Here is a 15,408-nt window from a genome sequence, read left to right on the forward strand (position 1 = left end):
TGGTCGTGACCACGCCGTAACGGCGACAATAGCACACTCGTGCATTCGACGCGTTCGCTACCGCTGGTGATAGCAAGGACGTCGCACCATTTACTCGTCCAACGCCGTCTGTGGCTCGGCCCTCAGGGTCTTAACATAGGAGTTCTTGATGTCCCAGAAAGTCATCATCACGTGTGCGGTGACCGGTGGAAATGTTGCGGTCCTTGCGAAGCATCCAAACATTCCAAAGACGCCGTGGCAGATTGCGGATGCAGCGTTAGAGGCTGCGAAAGCCGGGGCTGCGGTCGTCCACATTCACGTTCGCGATCCGGACACAGGACTCCCATCGAACCGATTTGAACTCTATGAACAGGTCGTCAAGAGGCTTCGGGACGCGTCCACCGATGTCATCATCAACTTGACCTGTGGAATGGACGGCGAACTGGTACTCGATTCCGTCGACCCGATAAAGATCGGCACCGCAACCACACTTAAGAATCCTATGGGGCGCTGTCTCCATACCGTCAAACTGCAACCGGAGCTTAGCAGCTTAGATTGCGGCACGATGGCGTTCGGGGAACAGATTTTTGTTGCGCGTATGTCGGATCTGCGCGAGCTTGCGAAGTTGATGCGGGAAGCCGGAGTCAAGCCAGAGCTTGAGTGCTTCGATCTAGGTCACATTGAGACTGCCAAAAAGCTCATATCAGAACATATAATCGAGGCTCCCCCCATTTTCCAATTCTGCCTCGGCACTCCCAATGGTGCTCCCGCTGTTCCCGTTGCTCTGCAGGCCATGCGAGAGCTTCTGCCTTCAGCGGCGGTCTGGGGTGGATTCGGCTGCGGTGCCGACGAAATGCCAATGGTCGAACAGTTAGTGGCATTGGGCGGACATGTCCGCGTAGGATTGGAAGACAATATCTATCTGCGGCGTGGCGTGCTAGCAACCAACGCCGAGCTCGTCAACAATGCTGTTGGGATCATTGAGCGTATGGGCGCGAGCGTCGCCACACCTGTCGAAGCGAGGGCAATTCTCGGGGTCGAAAAGCGGGGATAATTGCTATCGCATCCAGCGTGGGACCGCGCCGGGCCGGCGTCCACCTGAATGAACGAACTCAATAAGCATCGTCGTCGGGAGGAGCGCAATATGCGTCATGCGTCTGTCTTGAACCGCGCCACAACGTCCGGCCTACCGTGGACCTCACGAGCGGATGTCCAGGCAGGTCAATGAGGGGCGCCTCGGCTGGATGCGAGGTCGTGTAGCGCGGCAAACTGAATGAGAGGCGCACTTCCATCCTGGCTGTCGCGCTGCAAGAGCCACTTGGCAGACACCAGCGGTCTCTCGGATGCGTGCCGATAGTCTCTTCACCTAAAATCCCGAGATCAAATACGATGCGCTGCTAGTCGTCTCGTCATAGAGGTTTTGACTATTTGCCGGCGACCTGATGCAGCAGCAGGTTTTGGATAGGCACGGCCCATTTTGGCGCGGGCCCTTTCGGTTGTGAACATCCACTTGATGCGGGCACGGTTCGCATTGCGCTGTTTTTCCCAGGCGGCGGTCTCGGTGACGAGGCGCATGTAGCTGTCGATGCGGCGATCGAGACATTGGCGGGCCAGGACGCCAATTTCGATTTCGACCATGTTCAGCCAGCTGGCGTGCTTAGGAACGTAGTGGAACTGCAATCGACGCAGCACGCGTCGGGCTTCATCAGCCGGGAAGGTCTGATAGAGCGCGCCGGCTGAATGAGTCGACAAATTGTCGAGCACCACGCGAATGCGTTCCGCCTTGGGATAATGAACGTCGGTGAGCTCGCGCATGCAGGCGGCGAAGTCCTCCGCGGCGCGCCGCTCGGTGACCTTCACCTTGCGCCAGGGCGGTTCACGTCGATGAACACGAACAGGTTCGCAGTGCCGTTGCGTCGGTACTCGCAATTGTAGCGCTCGATCTGGCCCGGCTTGGGCGGGATCGGCTGGCGCACCTCGCCGATGAGCTGGATCGGGCGCTCGTCGAAGCAGACTACCGGCCGCTTCGGGTCGGGCGCTTCGGCATAGAGATCGAGCACGTCCTCCGTGCGGGCGACGTAATCCGTCGTCCGTGAAGAATTCCGAAGCCGTTGATTTGGAATCCGGAAACGGCATTTTGCCGTAACTGGATTTGCCGGAAAACAGGCCTTTGGAGCGGGATTCCTTGCAAACTTAATTTGTGATTCACTCGCCTGGGACTGTTTTGGCGGGGGGATCAGATGCGGCCACGGGAGCAGAGCGAGACGGGAGAGCAGGACCTTTTCCGGTCCCGGCTCGATCAGATCATCGACATGAAACATCCGCTGGTGGCGCTGGGGCGGACGGTGGATTGGGGGTTCCTGGAGGAGCGTTTCGGGGAGGTTTACACCGATGATCCCGGCCGACCGCCGCTGCCGACGCGTTTGATGGCGGGGCTGGCGATCCTCAAGCACACCTACGACCTCTCCGATGAAGTGCTGTGCGAGCGGTGGGTCGAGAACCCCTATTACCAATACTTCTGTGGCGAGGAGTTTTTCCAGCACCGGCTGGTGTTCGATCGCTCGTCGCTGACGCGCTGGCGCAACCGGATGGGTGAGGAGCGGTTGCAAGCGCTGGTCCAGGAGAGCCTGTCGGTTGCCACCAAAACCAAGGCGATCAAGCCGTCCGAGCTGTCGCGGGTGATCGTCGACACCACGGTTCAGCCCAAGAATGTGACGTTCCCCACCGATGCGAAGCTTCTGAACCGGGCGCGCGAGAAGCTGGTGCGGCTGGCGCAGCGCCATCGGGTGAGTTTGCGTCAATCCTATGCGCGGGTGGGCAAGTTCGCCCTGATCCGGCATCAGCGCTATGCCCACGCCAAGCAGTTCAAGCGCGCCAACCGGGCGCTCAAGACGCTGCGAACCTATCTCGGCCGCGTCATCCGCGACATCGCCCGCAAGATCGATGGTAACAGCGGACTCGAAGCGGCGTTCGCAAAGCTGCTGGCGCTGGCGCGGCGCGTGCGCGAGCAGCAGCAACGTCAACGCGGGCCGAAGGTCTATTCCCTTCACGCGCCGGAGGTCGAATGCATCGGCAAAGGCAAGGCCCATCGGCCTTACGAGTTCGGCGTCAAAGTCTCCGTTGCGACCACGATCGGCCACGCCAAGGGCGGCCAGTTCGTCACCCATGTGAAGTCTCTGCCCGGCAATCCCTATGACGGTCACACGCTGGCCACCGTGATCCCGGACATGGAGGCGCTCATCGGCAACACCATCGCCCGCATCCTCGCCGACAGGGGATATCGCGGCCACAATGCGCCGCCCGATCACAAGCTCAGGGTCTTCATCTCCGGCCAGAAGCGAGGGGTGACGCCCAAGATCAAGCGTGAACTGCGCCGCAGGTCGGCCGGTCGAGCCCGTCATCGGCCATCTCAAAGCCGAGCACCGCATGGGCCGCAATTATCTCTGGTTCCGTCGCGGCGACGCAGCCAACGCCGTCCTCGCCGCCGCCGGCTACAACTTCCGCCGCCTCATCCGCTGGCTCAGCATCTTGTTGCGCCAAATCCTGACCGCACTCTTCCCCGGACCTTCGTTCAATCCAGTCTGAGATCGGAGTTCTTCACGGACGACTAATCCGCATCGACCTGGGGAACGCACCACATGTCCTTGCGCCACGGCTTGAGATCGTTCTCGGCCAGGCGCCGGCGCACGGTCTCGCGCGACAGGCTCTCGTGCGCCCTGCGTGTTTCCAGAACGTCTGCAGCGCATCGCGCTTCATCTGCAGGTTTCGTCGCCCGGTCGGTCGGTCAAACTCCCCCAGGTATGGTCACCTGGAACTCCCCCACCTGACCGCCGGTAAAGCTGCAGAACAGCGGCCGGTCAAGCAGGACGTCTATTTTCGTTCCCTTCAACCGAGAAGGGGATGGGGAGTTGAACGTCTTGAAACCACAGCTGCAAAGCACTGTATTTACGTTACTTGATCGTCAGACCAGCCAGCGTCAGATCCAGAAGCTGACGGGGGTGGACCGCAAGACGATCCGCCGGTACCGGACGCTGCTGGCTGCTGCGGAGGCAAACTCCCCCGGGGTGACCACCGGCTCGCAGGATGGGGAAAACCAAATTCCCCCACCCGACCACCGGCTATTGAGGTGTCGGGGACGGCGCTCACCAGCGGCTCGGCCTGCGAACCGCATCGGACGTGGATTGAACAGTAGGTCCGCCTGAAGCGGAACGCGCAGGCGGTTTATCAGGATTTGGTCGATCAGTATGGCTTTGCGGCCAGCTACGAGAGCGTCAAGCGGTTTGTCCGCACGTTGCGGCACACCGATCCTCATCAGTTTGATCGTCTTGAGTTCCTCCCCGGCGAGGAGGCCCAGGTCGACTATGGCGAGGGCGCGCTGACGGTTGATCCGAACAGCGGCCGCTACCGCCGTCCACGGCTGTTTGTGATGACGCTGCGTTACTCGCGGCGCAGCTTCCGGCGGGTGGTCTGGAAATCCAGCTAGCAAGTTTGGGCGCAGCTTCATGAAGAGGCGTTCCGGTATTTTGGTGGAGTCCCGAGTTACATCGTGCTGGACAATTTGAAGGAAGGCGTCCTCAAGCCCGACCTGTACGAGCCGGAACTCAATCCGATTTACGGCGCGATGCTCGCTCATTATGGGGTTGTCGCCTATCCCGCCCGCGTGGCTGACCCCAACCGGAAAGGAAGCGTCGAGAATGCGATCCAACATACTCAGGGCACCGCGCTGGCCGGACGGCGCTTCGAGACGCTGGAAGCCCAGAACGAGTTTTTGAGGCATTGGGAGGAGAACTGGGCTTCCAAACGCATCCACGGCCGCACGCGCCGAGGCGATGTTCCAGGAAGAGAAGCCGCACCTGCGGCCGTTGCCTGTCGCTGCCTTCCGCATCTTCACCGAGGTTGTCCGGACCGTCTGCGACGATACCACCGTGCGCGTCGATAGTAGCTATTACGCTGCGCGGCCCGCGCCCATTGGCAGCCAGGTCGTGGTGCGGATCTACACCTCGACGATCGAGATCCGTGACCACCGCACCCAGGCGCTGCTGCGCATTCATTCCCGGATGGCGCGCCCCGGTTCGGTCGTCCTGCCGAACAACGAACGCCCGTTCAATCCGTCGCGGCAAACCGCCTTCCTGCTGTCGAGCGCCGGCAGCATCGGCCCGCAAACCAAGGCGCTGTGCCAGCAGATGTTCGACACCGAAGGCCGGGTCGGACAACGCGCGATGTGGGGCATTGTCGGGCTGAGCCGGAAGTATCCTGCCCGGCTGGTCGAACAGGCCGGCGCTCACGCCATCGGCAACCGCATTTACCGTTACAAGCACGTGCGCGCGACCGTCCAGCGGTTGTTCGAACAGGCGCTCGAGCAGGTTACGGCAGCGCCACAGCTTGCGTTGCCGCTCACGCAGGATCATCCGCTGATCCGTCCCGCCGCGGAATACGGTGAACTGTTCAGCCGCGCTGCCGCGGCAACGATGGCCTGCGAGAACAGCGACGACGTCGCCACCGCAATCCGCGCTCGTGGCGCCTGCGCAACCCCGGCCAGCTCCGGCGCCACGAGCGCTCCCGCGGCTTCTCACCCCCTAACCGGAGACCCAATCACATGACGATGACCATGCCGGAAACATGAGCTTTCAGCCAGGCACCCTGCGCCAGCTGCGGGTGTTGCGCCGGTCAAGACCGCGGCGGGACGCGAAGTCGACATCTTCGATGCAGGCATCGACGAAGCGCAGCTTGGCTGCGGCCAGTCGGTTGGTCAGGCGCCGGTCGGCGCGCATGGCGGCTTCGCGATCGAGCATCAAGCCGAGCCACTCGTCGCGGCTGAGATCGGCGGCATTGTCCTGTTCGGCCAATTGCCGATAGGCAGCCGCCATTCCGGCAAGGCCAAGGGCCTGCATCTGGTCGAGGGTCGGGTGGGTCAGCATCACGATCTTCCTTTGCTTCATTGATAATAGGCGCCGCCACGGATGTTGGTGTGTGAGGGCGTGGCTTTAATGGGCTCGGCGGCAGGGTTCGCGCGGTCGAGCCCGGATTTGAGGATGGCGCTCACCGAGGAGTAATTGATCGCGTTGATGGCGAGCGCCCTCTCACAAGCCGCTTCCAGCCGATCGCGCTCGTAGCGCCGCGCCAGGGCGATGATCCCCATGGCGGAACGATAACCTTGCTCGGGATGCGGGCGCTCACGCATCATCCGCTCGACCAAAATGGCGGCGTTGACGCCGATCCGCCCCGCCATCTTGATCAGGCTCGCCGGCGTCATATTGGCGTAACGCTGGTGGGCCTTGGGCATGTGCTCGTTCACGGTGACATGGCCGCCACGCTGAGAGCGGCGCACATGGCTCGCGACACGCGTGTGATCCTGGAATATCTCGACAGCCCGATAGGTGAGCCGGACGTCCACCTGGCGGCCGATCAGCCGGTGCGGCGCCGAGTAAAAGGTCTTGTCGACTTCAACATGATAGTCCGGGTGCACCTTGGCGGTTTTCCACTCGGCGTATTCGAATGGCTCGCTTGGCAGCGGCGCCAGCGCGGTGCGCTCGATCTCCTCGAACAACTGCCGGCGGGATTTGCCAACATGGCGCATCGGCCGATCGTTCAGATCCTCCAGCAACTCGCCGATTGCAGTATTGAGATCGGTCAGGTTGAAGAACCGCCGATGGCGCAGCCGGGCCAGAATCCAGCGCTCGACAATCAGCACCGCGCCTTCAACCTTGCCCTTGTCGCGCGGCTTGCGACTGCGGGTCGGCAAAATCGTCGTGTCGTAGTGCTCGGCCATGGCGGCAAAGGTTTGGTTGAGCGTCGGCTCGAACCACAACGCCTTGACGACCCCGGCCTTCAAGTTGTCGCACACGATCGCCTTGGGAACTCCGCCGAAGTACGACAGGGCACAGGTCTGGCCTTCGATCCAATCTGGAAGTCGCTGACCGAAGCTCCCCATAGCGAAGGTCAGCGACGAGGCTCCAAGTACCGCGACAAATATCTGCGCCTGACGGATCTCACCGGTTTGCGGATCGATCACCTCCAGCGTCGGGCCGGCATAGTCGGTCTGCATCACCGCACCCGCCGCGTGGCGGTGGCGGAAGGTTGGGTTCGCTCGGCGCCGATAAGCGTCAAATTTCTCGCAGAACCAGGTGTACCCATAGCCGTCCGGATGGGCCGTCCGGTATTCCTGCCAAAGCAGCGTGAGCGTCACGCCCTTGCGCTTGAGCTCCTGCGCCACCCGCGGCCACTCAGGTTCGCTCAGGTCCTGCGGGGGCCGTCCGACCCGCCGGAACAAGGCCCGCTGTAACGCCGCCTCGCTCTCGTAAATCGGCGGCAGCGGCCAGCTCAAGCCCGCTTCACGCGCCCGCAGCAGATAGGTGGCAACCGAGGTCTTGCTGATCTGCAGCCGTTCCGAGATCGCCCGAACCGACAGGCCCTGCTCGTACGTTAGCCTAAGGATCGATCGTAGGTCTTTCACAGTGGTTCGTTTCGCTTGCTTCCGTCTCGGCATTGCCCCTCTCAAACTCAGCTTGAGAGGGAACATTGCCTGAACGGCGCTCCCGAAAACCACCCCGCAACTGTCCGCGATTTAGCGGAATCCCTGTCCCGGAATTACTGAAATCGCTGTCCGCGAATTACCGAAATCGGTGTCCTGGAATTTCCGAAACACGCATGCTGCAGGCGCAGGGCACCAACCAGCCCTTTCTCGAGACCTTATCCTTGATCCTGCAGGACGAACTGGATCGTCGTCAGTCTCGCCTCATCGAGCGCCGTTACCAGCAATCCGGTCTCGAAGAAAAGCTGACATTCGCCGAGTTCGACTGGTCGTTCAATCCAAAACTGCCGCGCCAGGCCTGCTTCCAGCTCCAAACGTTGGCGTTCATCGCCGCCGGCGAAAACGCACTGCTCATCGGCAAACCTGGCACCGGGAAATCGCACATCGCCAAGGCGATTGCCTATCAGGCGATCCGGCAGAGCCACAAGGTCCAGTATATCGAGACCGATGACTTCTTCCAACGCCACGCCCTGAGCCCCGCCGCGCAGCGCGAGGTCCGGTTGCGAAACATCATCGACTGCGATCTCCTCGTGCTGGACGATCTCTTCCTCTCCCGCACGATTCCCGACGATGCCGGCGCCTTGCTGCAGGCCCTAATCCATCAGCGCTACAAATTGCACCGCAGCGTCATCGTCACCTCCAATCGTGTCGTGCAGGACTGGGGGGCCTACCTGAATGACAACACCATGAGCACGACCATACTCGATCGCCTGATGCACCATTGTCATCTGCTCGAGTTCGACGGTCGCAGCTATCGTCTCAAGCATGCCGCCGAAACTCTTGCCCGGGAAACAAAGTCAAACTAAAACCATCCGTGTCTTGCTTCAGGGTGGAGGAGTTTGACCGACCACACCTGGGGGAATTTGAACTGACCGTCCGGGGTCGCAATGTACCGCCCGGTCGTGGCCACGCTGGTATGACCGAGATAGTCGCGGATAACGGTCACGTCGGTGCCCGACTGCAGCGGCGCCACCGCGCAGCTATGGCGCAGCACGTGGGGTGTTATCCGCTTGCGTACAAGCGTTGGGCGATCCTGCGCCGCGGCCGCCGATGCGTGCTTGCTGAGGATGTATGCAATGCCGTCGCGCGTCAGTGGGTGGCCGTGGCGATTGACGAAGACATGCTGCTGATCAGGTCCCTTCGCCATGCTGCGCAGCCGATGCAACGCATCGGCCGTAGCTCTCGTTCGACGGCAGCGATGATCTCTTTTCTCGAGCGCTCAACCTGGTCCGACGCCAAGATCGCTGCTTCAACAGCCCGATCAGAGACGGCCTCAAGGACTTGCAGCGCGACTGCACGATCGACCCGCACTCCGCCGATACCGATACATAAGCCTGCACCGACATGGGCGTCATCGCCGCGGCATTGACAACGATGGGCATTCCCCTTGGCCTGGCCATAGAACACACGCATCATCCGCCCGCAGCGTCCGCACCGCATCAAGCCGGTCAGAAGTGCGCGTCCCCCGCGCGCCGATTTACGCGAGCAGTTCTTCTTCATGTGCGCGTTTTCCAACAGCAGCTTCTGATTATCTTCGTACTCCTGCCAACAGATATAGCCGGGATGATTGTCGCGCAGGAGAACATTCCATTCCTCCCGTGGCTTTTTGAACCCGCTGACCTTGCGGGCGCGACCGTCCACGATCCGTGTCTTCTGAGCGATTCGGCCAAACGCATAGGCGCCAGCATAGAGCGGATTGTGCAGGATCTGCATCACCGTGTGATAGGCCGGCGCCTTCCAGCTGAGCTTGTAGATTTGAACGTTCCTCAGGATCACTGGCATTTTGATGTCGGCGGCGCGCAGCCAAAGAAAGACCTGCCGGGCGCTGCCGAGCTCGCGGAACTTCGTGAAGACCAGTCGAACCACTCCCGCCACATGTTCGTCGGGATCGATCTCGATCTTGCCAAGTTCACTCCAACAAAATCCAGGTGGAGCATGAAGCGGTACTCGCCGCGCTGGGCCTTGGAGTCTCGAGCAGCGATTCCACGTTGGCGAAGCAGGCTTAGCTCATACTCCGACATCGTCCCTTTCAGTCCGAGCAGCAGGCGGTCGTTGACGAGCCGCGGATCATAAATGCCGTCTTCATCGACAATCAGTGTTCCGACTAACCCGCAGAACTCAAGCAAAGTATGCCAGTCGCGGCCATTGCGCGCGAGCCGCGACGCCTCCAGCGAAACAACGGCGCCCACCCGACCCTCGCAAATTGCTGCCAAAAGCTTCTCGAAGCCGGGTCGAGCCGTGCCGGCGCCAGATCGGCCGAGATCATCATCGACGATTTGCACATCGCTCCAGCCCAATTGGCGAGCCCGGTCGACGAGGGCATATTGGCGCCGCTGGCTCTCCAGGTTGTTCGCGACTTGGTAGGATGTCGACTGGCGGATGTAGACGATGGCGTCGCGGCAAAGGTGCTCAGCGCTGATCTTGCTCATCGCGCACCTCCGCGAGGCTTTGGACCGGCTGCCCGGCCGTTGGCGTGATTACCGCTTCGACGAGCAGACACCGCAACAGCGCTATTGCCTTCAGCCTCTCCTCGTCCGACAGTTCGGGCGGTGGTACGGCGATAGCGAACAGATCCGATTGCGTCCGCAGCGGGATCTTCATTGGCATCTCCTCCTTCGGGGGTGGAATCCCCCACAGAAGAGGCTACGAGATGATCGAGCATGGCGCGAAGCTCAAGGAGGGCCTTAAGCGGAATCCGGGGTGTGGCAACAATCACAGTCGAACCGGCTTGTGGGGTGACCATCCAGTCTGGAACGTGGAGCGTTCCGTCATGCGGCTGCCGGATTAAAAAGTGGCGAATGCCGTTATGTTCCTGCTCACCGACCACAAGAACGGTTTGACCAACGAGCGGGTGGAATGGATAGGCTACAACAACATCGAACGGCAGATTCCCGGCATTATGGCGCTGCTTCCGAGATCGGAGCCGAAAATTGGGCGCTGCTCTCATCCATCGTCGCCACGTGCAGGCTCAACGACGTCAACCCCGTCGCTTACCTCACCGAAACCCTCACGGCGATCATCGACGGTCACCCCCAAAGCCAGATCGAAGACCTCATGCCCTGGCGATTCCGAAAGGCGTCAACCCCAAGTCCTTAAGGGGATCATCAAAGCGCTTACCTTCCATCCTGATTGTCGCGCTGCAATCCTGCATTCAGGCTGTGTTATCTCTTGCGGTCCGCTGCCACGCCCGATATCCGGAATTGGTGGATACGATGTCGCACGGATTGCCGGGTTCTTGCGCGCCGAGGACGATTTGCACGAGTTCGCGCCAAGCGGGCTCTCTCCACCGCCAGCTGCGACTTGTTACGCCGAGGAATTGGCCTGGATCGCGAAGTCGCCGACAACGCGGGCGCGAGCATTCAATGTCAAACGGAAATCGGACACGTCTGCCGGCAAAGGCGTCTCTAGAATCGCTGAGGGAGCCAGACCCTTACGCCCCCCGCACTGCTCCATCAATCGCTGAAGTTAACCGGCTCAGTTGAGGCATAAGCGCCTGAAATAAGCTTGTAACAACTGCACGCTTTCTGCTCAAGGAGCAAGCGCTCCTCAATTTGCAACACGCCGCGCGTTTTGCGAATCAGTTTTTGATCTTCGAACCGGATTAGCGTCTCCGTTACGCCGGCGCGGCGCAGTCCTAAGACGGAGGAAAGATAGTCATGCGTAACGGGAAGCACAGGAGCATCAAGAGCATCACTTGCCAAACAGAGCCAGCACGCGAGCCGCTTTTCACGATCGTGTCGAACGCCACATAACCCTGTCTGAGCACAATGCAAGCTTAGTGCTTGAACGTACCGTAGAACCTGTTCTCGGATTTCAGAGCGCTCGCGCATCACACGTCGCAGATCCTCGACGCGAATCCTGTGCGCGTTTCCGGGAAAGAGCACAACAGATTGATGGGTCGCAGGATGGGCTCCCACTAGGAGCGAAACCCCCACGGCGCCCCGATGTCCTATCACTGCTGTTTCAAGGATGGTTCCCGCCGCCGCAATTCTCAGCGAGACGAGACCCGACTCCATAAAATAGATATAATCAAATTGCCTTTTGGGCTCTTGCAGCACCATGCGTTCTCTCAGAGCGATCGGCTCAAGGAGCTCCCCTATTGCCCCGAGTTCTTGAAGGGGAATTCTCGCGAGAATCTCGTTTTTCAGAAAGCGCCGCGTACTAGAGCGCGCCGCGGGCCGGTGAAGTATCGAATGGGTATCGCACGTTGGCTTGAGAGCCGCTGCTCTGGAGCCCTCAAGCGCTTCGACGACGGCGGGTACCTGGTTGGTCATAGAGCGGTCCGTCTCCTGCTAGGCATATCTTACCCGGTCAACGTCGCTGACATTCACGGACTATTGATTGTAATTTTACGCGTCCCTTCCAGCCGGATTTGTGCAATCAACTGCCTTTTCGCGATTAAATTCTGCGATAGGGCGCTTTTTTTGCGGGTCATGTCGGTGAAGCTTTGGTTGACCATGCCGGCGCGCCATACCATGCATTAATCAATCGCATGATGGACTCATCGACGCGATTGCGGCAGCCATCGCGAAAGAGAACTCTTCAAAGTTGCTGCTGAACCTGCGGTCGCGGTACCGGCTTTATTGAAGCTTCTTGCCGGCTTTTCCAGCGCTTCTCGGAGGTTTGCGCCAAGTACTTGCCTGATGAGAGTTCGAATCGAGACTAGGTCAGCGTTTTCTTGGTTCGAATCATATCAGGCGGCGTCGGCGAGTTTGTAGGACCAGGCATGGACGACGGGATGGCGATTGACGTCGTCGATTCCGGCCATGATGCGCTCTTTGAGTTCATATTTTGATGTCACCCGGATGTGACGCAGGACGGAGCGGGCGAACTTGGAGAAGAAGCCCTCGATGAGGTTGAGCCAGGAGCCGTGCTTGGGCGTGAATGCTGAAGGTAAACTGGAAGCGGCCTGCCGGTCGTGTGTCGAGCCAGGCTCTGGTTTCTCGCGAGATGTGTGCGGAATGGTTGTCGAGGATCAACTTGATTGCGGTCCTGGCCGGATAGGCGGCATCGAGGAGCTTGAGGAATTCGATGAACTCTCGGCTGCGGTGGCGGTCTTTGACGAGCGCGTGGACCTTCCCGGTGAGCAGGTCAATCCCCGCCAACAGGCTGAGCGTGCCGTGACGTTTGTACTCATGATCGCGCGCGAAGGTCGCGTGCACGCCCGGCACTGGCGGCAGATCCGGCGCTGTCGTCGCGATGGCCTGGATCCCCGGCTTCTCGTCTTAGGAGACGATCGCGACCGGCTTGTCCGATTTCTTCGACCGGGCGGCGGTTTTTTTCAGGACCTGGACCTCGCGATAGACATACAGCACCTCCGCCATCTTCTGCTCGAACTCGGCATCGCGGTTTTCAAGATAGTAGCGCACCTTGTGCGGCTTGATTTCCTCCTGACCGAGAAGCTTGCACACCGTGCCCTGAACCAGACGGGCGAGACATTCATGTCCGGCCTCTGGTCCGTGCTCGCGGGCATGGCGGGCCAGCAGCCGCGTCGTCCACAACTCGTGCGGATAGCCATGCTCGTTGGCCTTGTCGCACGCCAGAGACACCAGCCAGGCCTTGGCCGCCGGCGTGATCACCGGCGCCTTGCCCGGTCGCGGGCGCTCGTCGAGCGCCGCCAGCGCGCCATCGGCCACCGCCCGCTCGACGCAGCGCTGGACCGTCTGATGATGGGCGCCAAGTCTTCGTCCCACCGCAAAGAACGACGGGGTCTCGCGGTAGGCAAGCAGCATCGCGGCCCGCGACACCCGGCGCGCCGGTTCAGTCCTCGACCGCGAAAGAGCCGTCAACGTTTCAATCTCCTCATCGGTCATCGCCAACTCGACCGCTTGCCGCCATCCTGCCATGATGAAACTCCTCGTTCAGTCAATCGCAAACGAAGAATCCACAAACAAACGTCCCGTTCCATGACCGCCAAATTCATGGAATCGATCGTCTAGTCCAGGGCTGAGCGTCGGCCTCGCGTTCGAGACTGCTGCGAACTTGTTTCTTAGTTGGCCCGAGGTCAAGACAGTCAGAGGCACGATCACGAAACGCGGTTGCGGGGTGAACGGCGGATCCTGCTGCTCCGGGCTGAACCAATTCTGAAAAGCGGCTCGTGCTTGCGCGCGACCAAACTTAGCTGAACATAGTAGTTGCGGAGGGACCACCACCAAGTTTGCCGCAATCGCATCTCGTCGTGAAGTGAAGTGGACCCCGAAGCTGGGACCAAGGATCGCGGGAGTTAAGGTGTGATCGCGCCTGCCTTGTCGTTCAAATTAGGCAGCTTTCTTCTGCTGCGTTTGCGTCTGCTGTGGGTATGTGGGCAACGCGTTTGCGTTGTCCAAGCGAAGCGGCATATCCACAGTCTTGGCCGCCTCGATCTGGTCCATCCCGGCACGCCATGCCATGGGGAATTGGTTGTTCATCGCCTGATGCGGACGGAGATGATTGTAAAAGTCCATCCACGATCCTATGCCGTCTCGCGCTTCGCGCCCGTCAGCATAGGCGTTCAGATGCACCTCTTCATATTTGATCGAGCGCCACAACCGTTCGATGAAAATATTGTCCATGAAACGACCGCGTCCGTCCATCGAAATCGCGATGCCCGCGGCCTCCAGCCTGCCGGTGAAGGTGGCGCTGGTGAACTGCGCGCCCTGATCGGTGTTGAATATTCTCGGCGTGCCGTGCCGCGCCAGCGCTTCGTCGAGCGCCGCGAGGCAAAAGCCCGCATCCATCGTGTTCGACAAGCGCCAAGCCAGAACCGCCCGGCTGGCCCAGTCGATGATCGCCACCAGATACAGAAAGCCATGTGCCATCGGGATATAGGTGATGTCGCTGGCCCAGACATGATTGGGCTCGGTGATGCTGACGCCGCGCAGCAGATAGGGATAGATCTTGTGGCCGGGCGCCGCCTTGCTGGTGCCGGGACGCGGGACCAGCGCCTCGATCCCCATCACGCGCATCAGCCTTTGCACGCGCTTGCGGTTGATGCCGTGGCCGGCCTGGTTGAGTTCGAACACCATTCGCCGCGAGCCGTAAAACGGCCACTTCAGATGCAACTCGTCGATCCGCCGCATCATCGCTAGATCGTCCGCGCCTGTGACCGGCCCGGGACGATAGACGCCCGAACGCGCCAGATTCAGCAGCGCACATTGTCGGCGAACCGACAAATTCTCGCCAGACCGCTCGACCATCGCCCTGCGCTCGGGGACACTCATCGCCCGGGCCTCCTGGCCAAGAAATCCCTTTCAACCGTCAACTGGCCGATCTTGGTATAGAGCTTCGCCGTCTCGCGCTCATGCTCCTCCTCGCCATCCGCCAAGGCACTCGCGCCGCGCGCGAAAAGGCTCGCCACGTTGTCGAGAACCTGCTTCTTCCAGCCATAGATCTGGTTCGGGTGAACGCCATGCCGCTTCGCCAACTCCGGCACCGTCGCTACCTCGCGCAGGGCCTCCAGGGCGATCTTGGCCTTGAATGCGGCATCGAACTTCTTGCGTGACTTGGTCATATCCGTACTCCATCGGTTGAGACAGAGCAGGACGCTTCACACCTTAACTTTTGGTCCTATTTCCGGGGGCCACTTAAAAGATCGCGTAGCCGCGCGGGGGCCTGCAATGCGAGGGCTGCGGCCTCCCCGCCCATTTCCACCAAACTCAGGTGGCTGCTCTTTAGATTCTCAACTGACTTTCATGCATAGTGAGTAAGGTAAGGTTGAGCCTTAGGGCCCGTCCATAAACAACTGAGTCATAATTGCCACAGATCGCGAGGATTTTTTGCGTGGGATTCACAATGATGAGTCGCGCGACGTAGCGTCGTGGGATGATTCGAGCCGCTCAGGCGCGCGCCGCGCGGAAGCGCTATCGGGAGATGGCCCCTGTTCTGAATGAACAGAGCCTCCGGCGCTTTGTCGCCCTGGA

The 15,408-nt window shown here is 60.5% G+C and carries 13 protein-coding genes and 5 pseudogenes; 5 read left to right on the top strand and 13 right to left on the bottom strand.

From position 1 onward, the window contains the following. The first annotated feature begins 148 nt into the window (after window positions 1-148). Complete coding sequence (locus GWG65_RS36865; protein WP_275200312.1) at window positions 149-1,033, top strand: 3-keto-5-aminohexanoate cleavage protein; 885 nt, start codon at window positions 149-151, stop codon at window positions 1,031-1,033. Window positions 1,034-1,359: 326 nt separating this feature from the next. On the opposite strand, the pseudogene GWG65_RS36870 reads toward GWG65_RS36865, so the two are convergent. Next, window positions 1,360-2,060: pseudogene (locus GWG65_RS36870) on the bottom strand (IS630 family transposase); the annotation flags it as partial. 159 nt (window positions 2,061-2,219) lie between these two features. Between GWG65_RS36870 and GWG65_RS36875 the strand changes: the two are divergent. After that, window positions 2,220-3,564: pseudogene (locus GWG65_RS36875) on the top strand (IS5 family transposase). Between the two features lie 31 nt (window positions 3,565-3,595). Here the strand turns inward: GWG65_RS36875 and GWG65_RS36880 are convergent. Beyond that, window positions 3,596-3,721 (bottom strand): annotated as a pseudogene (locus tag GWG65_RS36880) (IS630 family transposase); the annotation flags it as partial. 130 nt (window positions 3,722-3,851) lie between these two features. Between GWG65_RS36880 and istA (GWG65_RS36885) the strand changes: the two are divergent. Further along, a pseudogene (gene istA / locus GWG65_RS36885) lies at window positions 3,852-5,579 on the top strand (IS21 family transposase). Between the two features lie 27 nt (window positions 5,580-5,606). Here istA (GWG65_RS36885) and GWG65_RS36890 read toward each other — a convergent pair. Together GWG65_RS36890 and istA (GWG65_RS36895) are read right to left on the bottom strand one after the other, a co-directional pair. Further along, window positions 5,607-5,897, bottom strand: a complete 291-nt coding sequence (locus GWG65_RS36890) for an ATP-binding protein (RefSeq protein ID WP_275200313.1) — start codon at window positions 5,895-5,897, stop codon at window positions 5,607-5,609. Window positions 5,898-5,914: 17 nt separating this feature from the next. Beyond that, window positions 5,915-7,465 (bottom strand): IS21 family transposase, encoded by a 1,551-nt coding sequence (istA, locus tag GWG65_RS36895; protein ID WP_275200314.1) that lies wholly within the window; start codon window positions 7,463-7,465, stop codon window positions 5,915-5,917. A 104-nt stretch (window positions 7,466-7,569) separates the two neighbouring features. On the opposite strand from istA (GWG65_RS36895), the gene istB reads away from it, so the two are divergent. Next, the gene (gene istB / locus GWG65_RS36900) at window positions 7,570-8,316 is read left to right on the top strand and encodes an IS21-like element helper ATPase IstB (RefSeq protein WP_342760704.1); all 747 of its coding nucleotides are present in this window, start codon (window positions 7,570-7,572) and stop codon (window positions 8,314-8,316) included. Here the strand turns inward: istB and GWG65_RS36905 are convergent. Genes GWG65_RS36905 through GWG65_RS36920 form a run of 4 tightly spaced genes read right to left on the bottom strand, consistent with a single transcriptional unit; the run spans window position 8,313 to window position 10,111 of the window. Continuing rightward, the gene (locus GWG65_RS36905) at window positions 8,313-8,657 is read right to left on the bottom strand and encodes a tyrosine-type recombinase/integrase (RefSeq protein ID WP_275200315.1); all 345 of its coding nucleotides are present in this window, start codon (window positions 8,655-8,657) and stop codon (window positions 8,313-8,315) included. The genes istB and GWG65_RS36905 overlap by 4 nt on opposite strands. Continuing rightward, a complete protein-coding gene (locus tag GWG65_RS36910; RefSeq protein ID WP_275200316.1) occupies window positions 8,600-9,376 on the bottom strand; it encodes a recombinase family protein in 777 nt (258 codons plus the stop codon). Before GWG65_RS36910 ends, GWG65_RS36905 begins: the two co-directional genes overlap by 58 nt. Beyond that, entirely contained in the window at window positions 9,283-9,939 is a 657-nt protein-coding gene (locus GWG65_RS36915) for a recombinase family protein (protein WP_275200317.1), read from the bottom strand. Before GWG65_RS36915 ends, GWG65_RS36910 begins: the two co-directional genes overlap by 94 nt. Then, on the bottom strand, window positions 9,920-10,111 hold the full coding sequence (locus GWG65_RS36920; protein WP_275200318.1) for a hypothetical protein: 192 nt from the start codon (window positions 10,109-10,111) through the stop codon (window positions 9,920-9,922). Before GWG65_RS36920 ends, GWG65_RS36915 begins: the two co-directional genes overlap by 20 nt. A gap of 255 nt (window positions 10,112-10,366) precedes the next feature. Here GWG65_RS36920 and GWG65_RS36925 point away from each other — a divergent pair, with 255 nt between their 5' ends. Then, a complete protein-coding gene (locus GWG65_RS36925) occupies window positions 10,367-10,606 on the top strand; it encodes a transposase domain-containing protein (RefSeq protein ID WP_275200319.1) in 240 nt (79 codons plus the stop codon). A gap of 356 nt (window positions 10,607-10,962) precedes the next feature. On the opposite strand, the gene GWG65_RS36930 is transcribed toward GWG65_RS36925, so the two are convergent. The 5 genes and pseudogenes from GWG65_RS36930 to GWG65_RS36950 form a co-directional block, all read right to left on the bottom strand. After that, window positions 10,963-11,784, bottom strand: a complete 822-nt coding sequence (locus tag GWG65_RS36930; protein WP_275200320.1) for a Crp/Fnr family transcriptional regulator — start codon at window positions 11,782-11,784, stop codon at window positions 10,963-10,965. Window positions 11,785-11,837: 53 nt separating this feature from the next. Continuing rightward, window positions 11,838-11,987 (bottom strand): hypothetical protein, encoded by a 150-nt coding sequence (locus GWG65_RS36935; RefSeq protein ID WP_275200321.1) that lies wholly within the window; start codon window positions 11,985-11,987, stop codon window positions 11,838-11,840. 307 nt (window positions 11,988-12,294) lie between these two features. After that, on the bottom strand, window positions 12,295-12,681 hold the full coding sequence (locus tag GWG65_RS36940) for a transposase (RefSeq protein WP_275200322.1): 387 nt from the start codon (window positions 12,679-12,681) through the stop codon (window positions 12,295-12,297). Between the two features lie 54 nt (window positions 12,682-12,735). Next, the gene (locus GWG65_RS36945) at window positions 12,736-13,356 is read right to left on the bottom strand and encodes a helix-turn-helix domain-containing protein (RefSeq protein ID WP_275200323.1); all 621 of its coding nucleotides are present in this window, start codon (window positions 13,354-13,356) and stop codon (window positions 12,736-12,738) included. A gap of 552 nt (window positions 13,357-13,908) precedes the next feature. Next, window positions 13,909-14,999, bottom strand: a pseudogene (locus GWG65_RS36950) (IS3 family transposase); the annotation flags it as partial. Window positions 15,000-15,408 lie beyond the last annotated feature (409 nt).

Origin of the sequence: Bradyrhizobium sp. CSA207, assembly GCF_029051685.1 — a bacterium.
Lineage (GTDB): Bacteria > Pseudomonadota > Alphaproteobacteria > Rhizobiales > Xanthobacteraceae > Bradyrhizobium.

Coding starts and splice junctions, on each gene's coding strand:
- GWG65_RS36865 (WP_275200312.1), top strand. CDS start 149: ATGTCCCAGAAAGTCATCATCACGTGTGCGGTGACCGGTGGAAATGTT.
- GWG65_RS36890 (WP_275200313.1), bottom strand. CDS start 5,897: ATGCTGACCCACCCGACCCTCGACCAGATGCAGGCCCTTGGCCTTGCC.
- istA (WP_275200314.1), bottom strand. CDS start 7,465: ATGCCGAGACGGAAGCAAGCGAAACGAACCACTGTGAAAGACCTACGA.
- GWG65_RS36905 (WP_275200315.1), bottom strand. CDS start 8,657: ATGGCGAAGGGACCTGATCAGCAGCATGTCTTCGTCAATCGCCACGGC.
- GWG65_RS36915 (WP_275200317.1), bottom strand. CDS start 9,939: ATGAGCAAGATCAGCGCTGAGCACCTTTGCCGCGACGCCATCGTCTAC.
- GWG65_RS36920 (WP_275200318.1), bottom strand. CDS start 10,111: ATGAAGATCCCGCTGCGGACGCAATCGGATCTGTTCGCTATCGCCGTA.
- GWG65_RS36925 (WP_275200319.1), top strand. CDS start 10,367: ATGGATAGGCTACAACAACATCGAACGGCAGATTCCCGGCATTATGGC.
- GWG65_RS36930 (WP_275200320.1), bottom strand. CDS start 11,784: ATGACCAACCAGGTACCCGCCGTCGTCGAAGCGCTTGAGGGCTCCAGA.
- GWG65_RS36935 (WP_275200321.1), bottom strand. CDS start 11,987: ATGGTATGGCGCGCCGGCATGGTCAACCAAAGCTTCACCGACATGACC.
- GWG65_RS36945 (WP_275200323.1), bottom strand. CDS start 13,356: ATGGCAGGATGGCGGCAAGCGGTCGAGTTGGCGATGACCGATGAGGAG.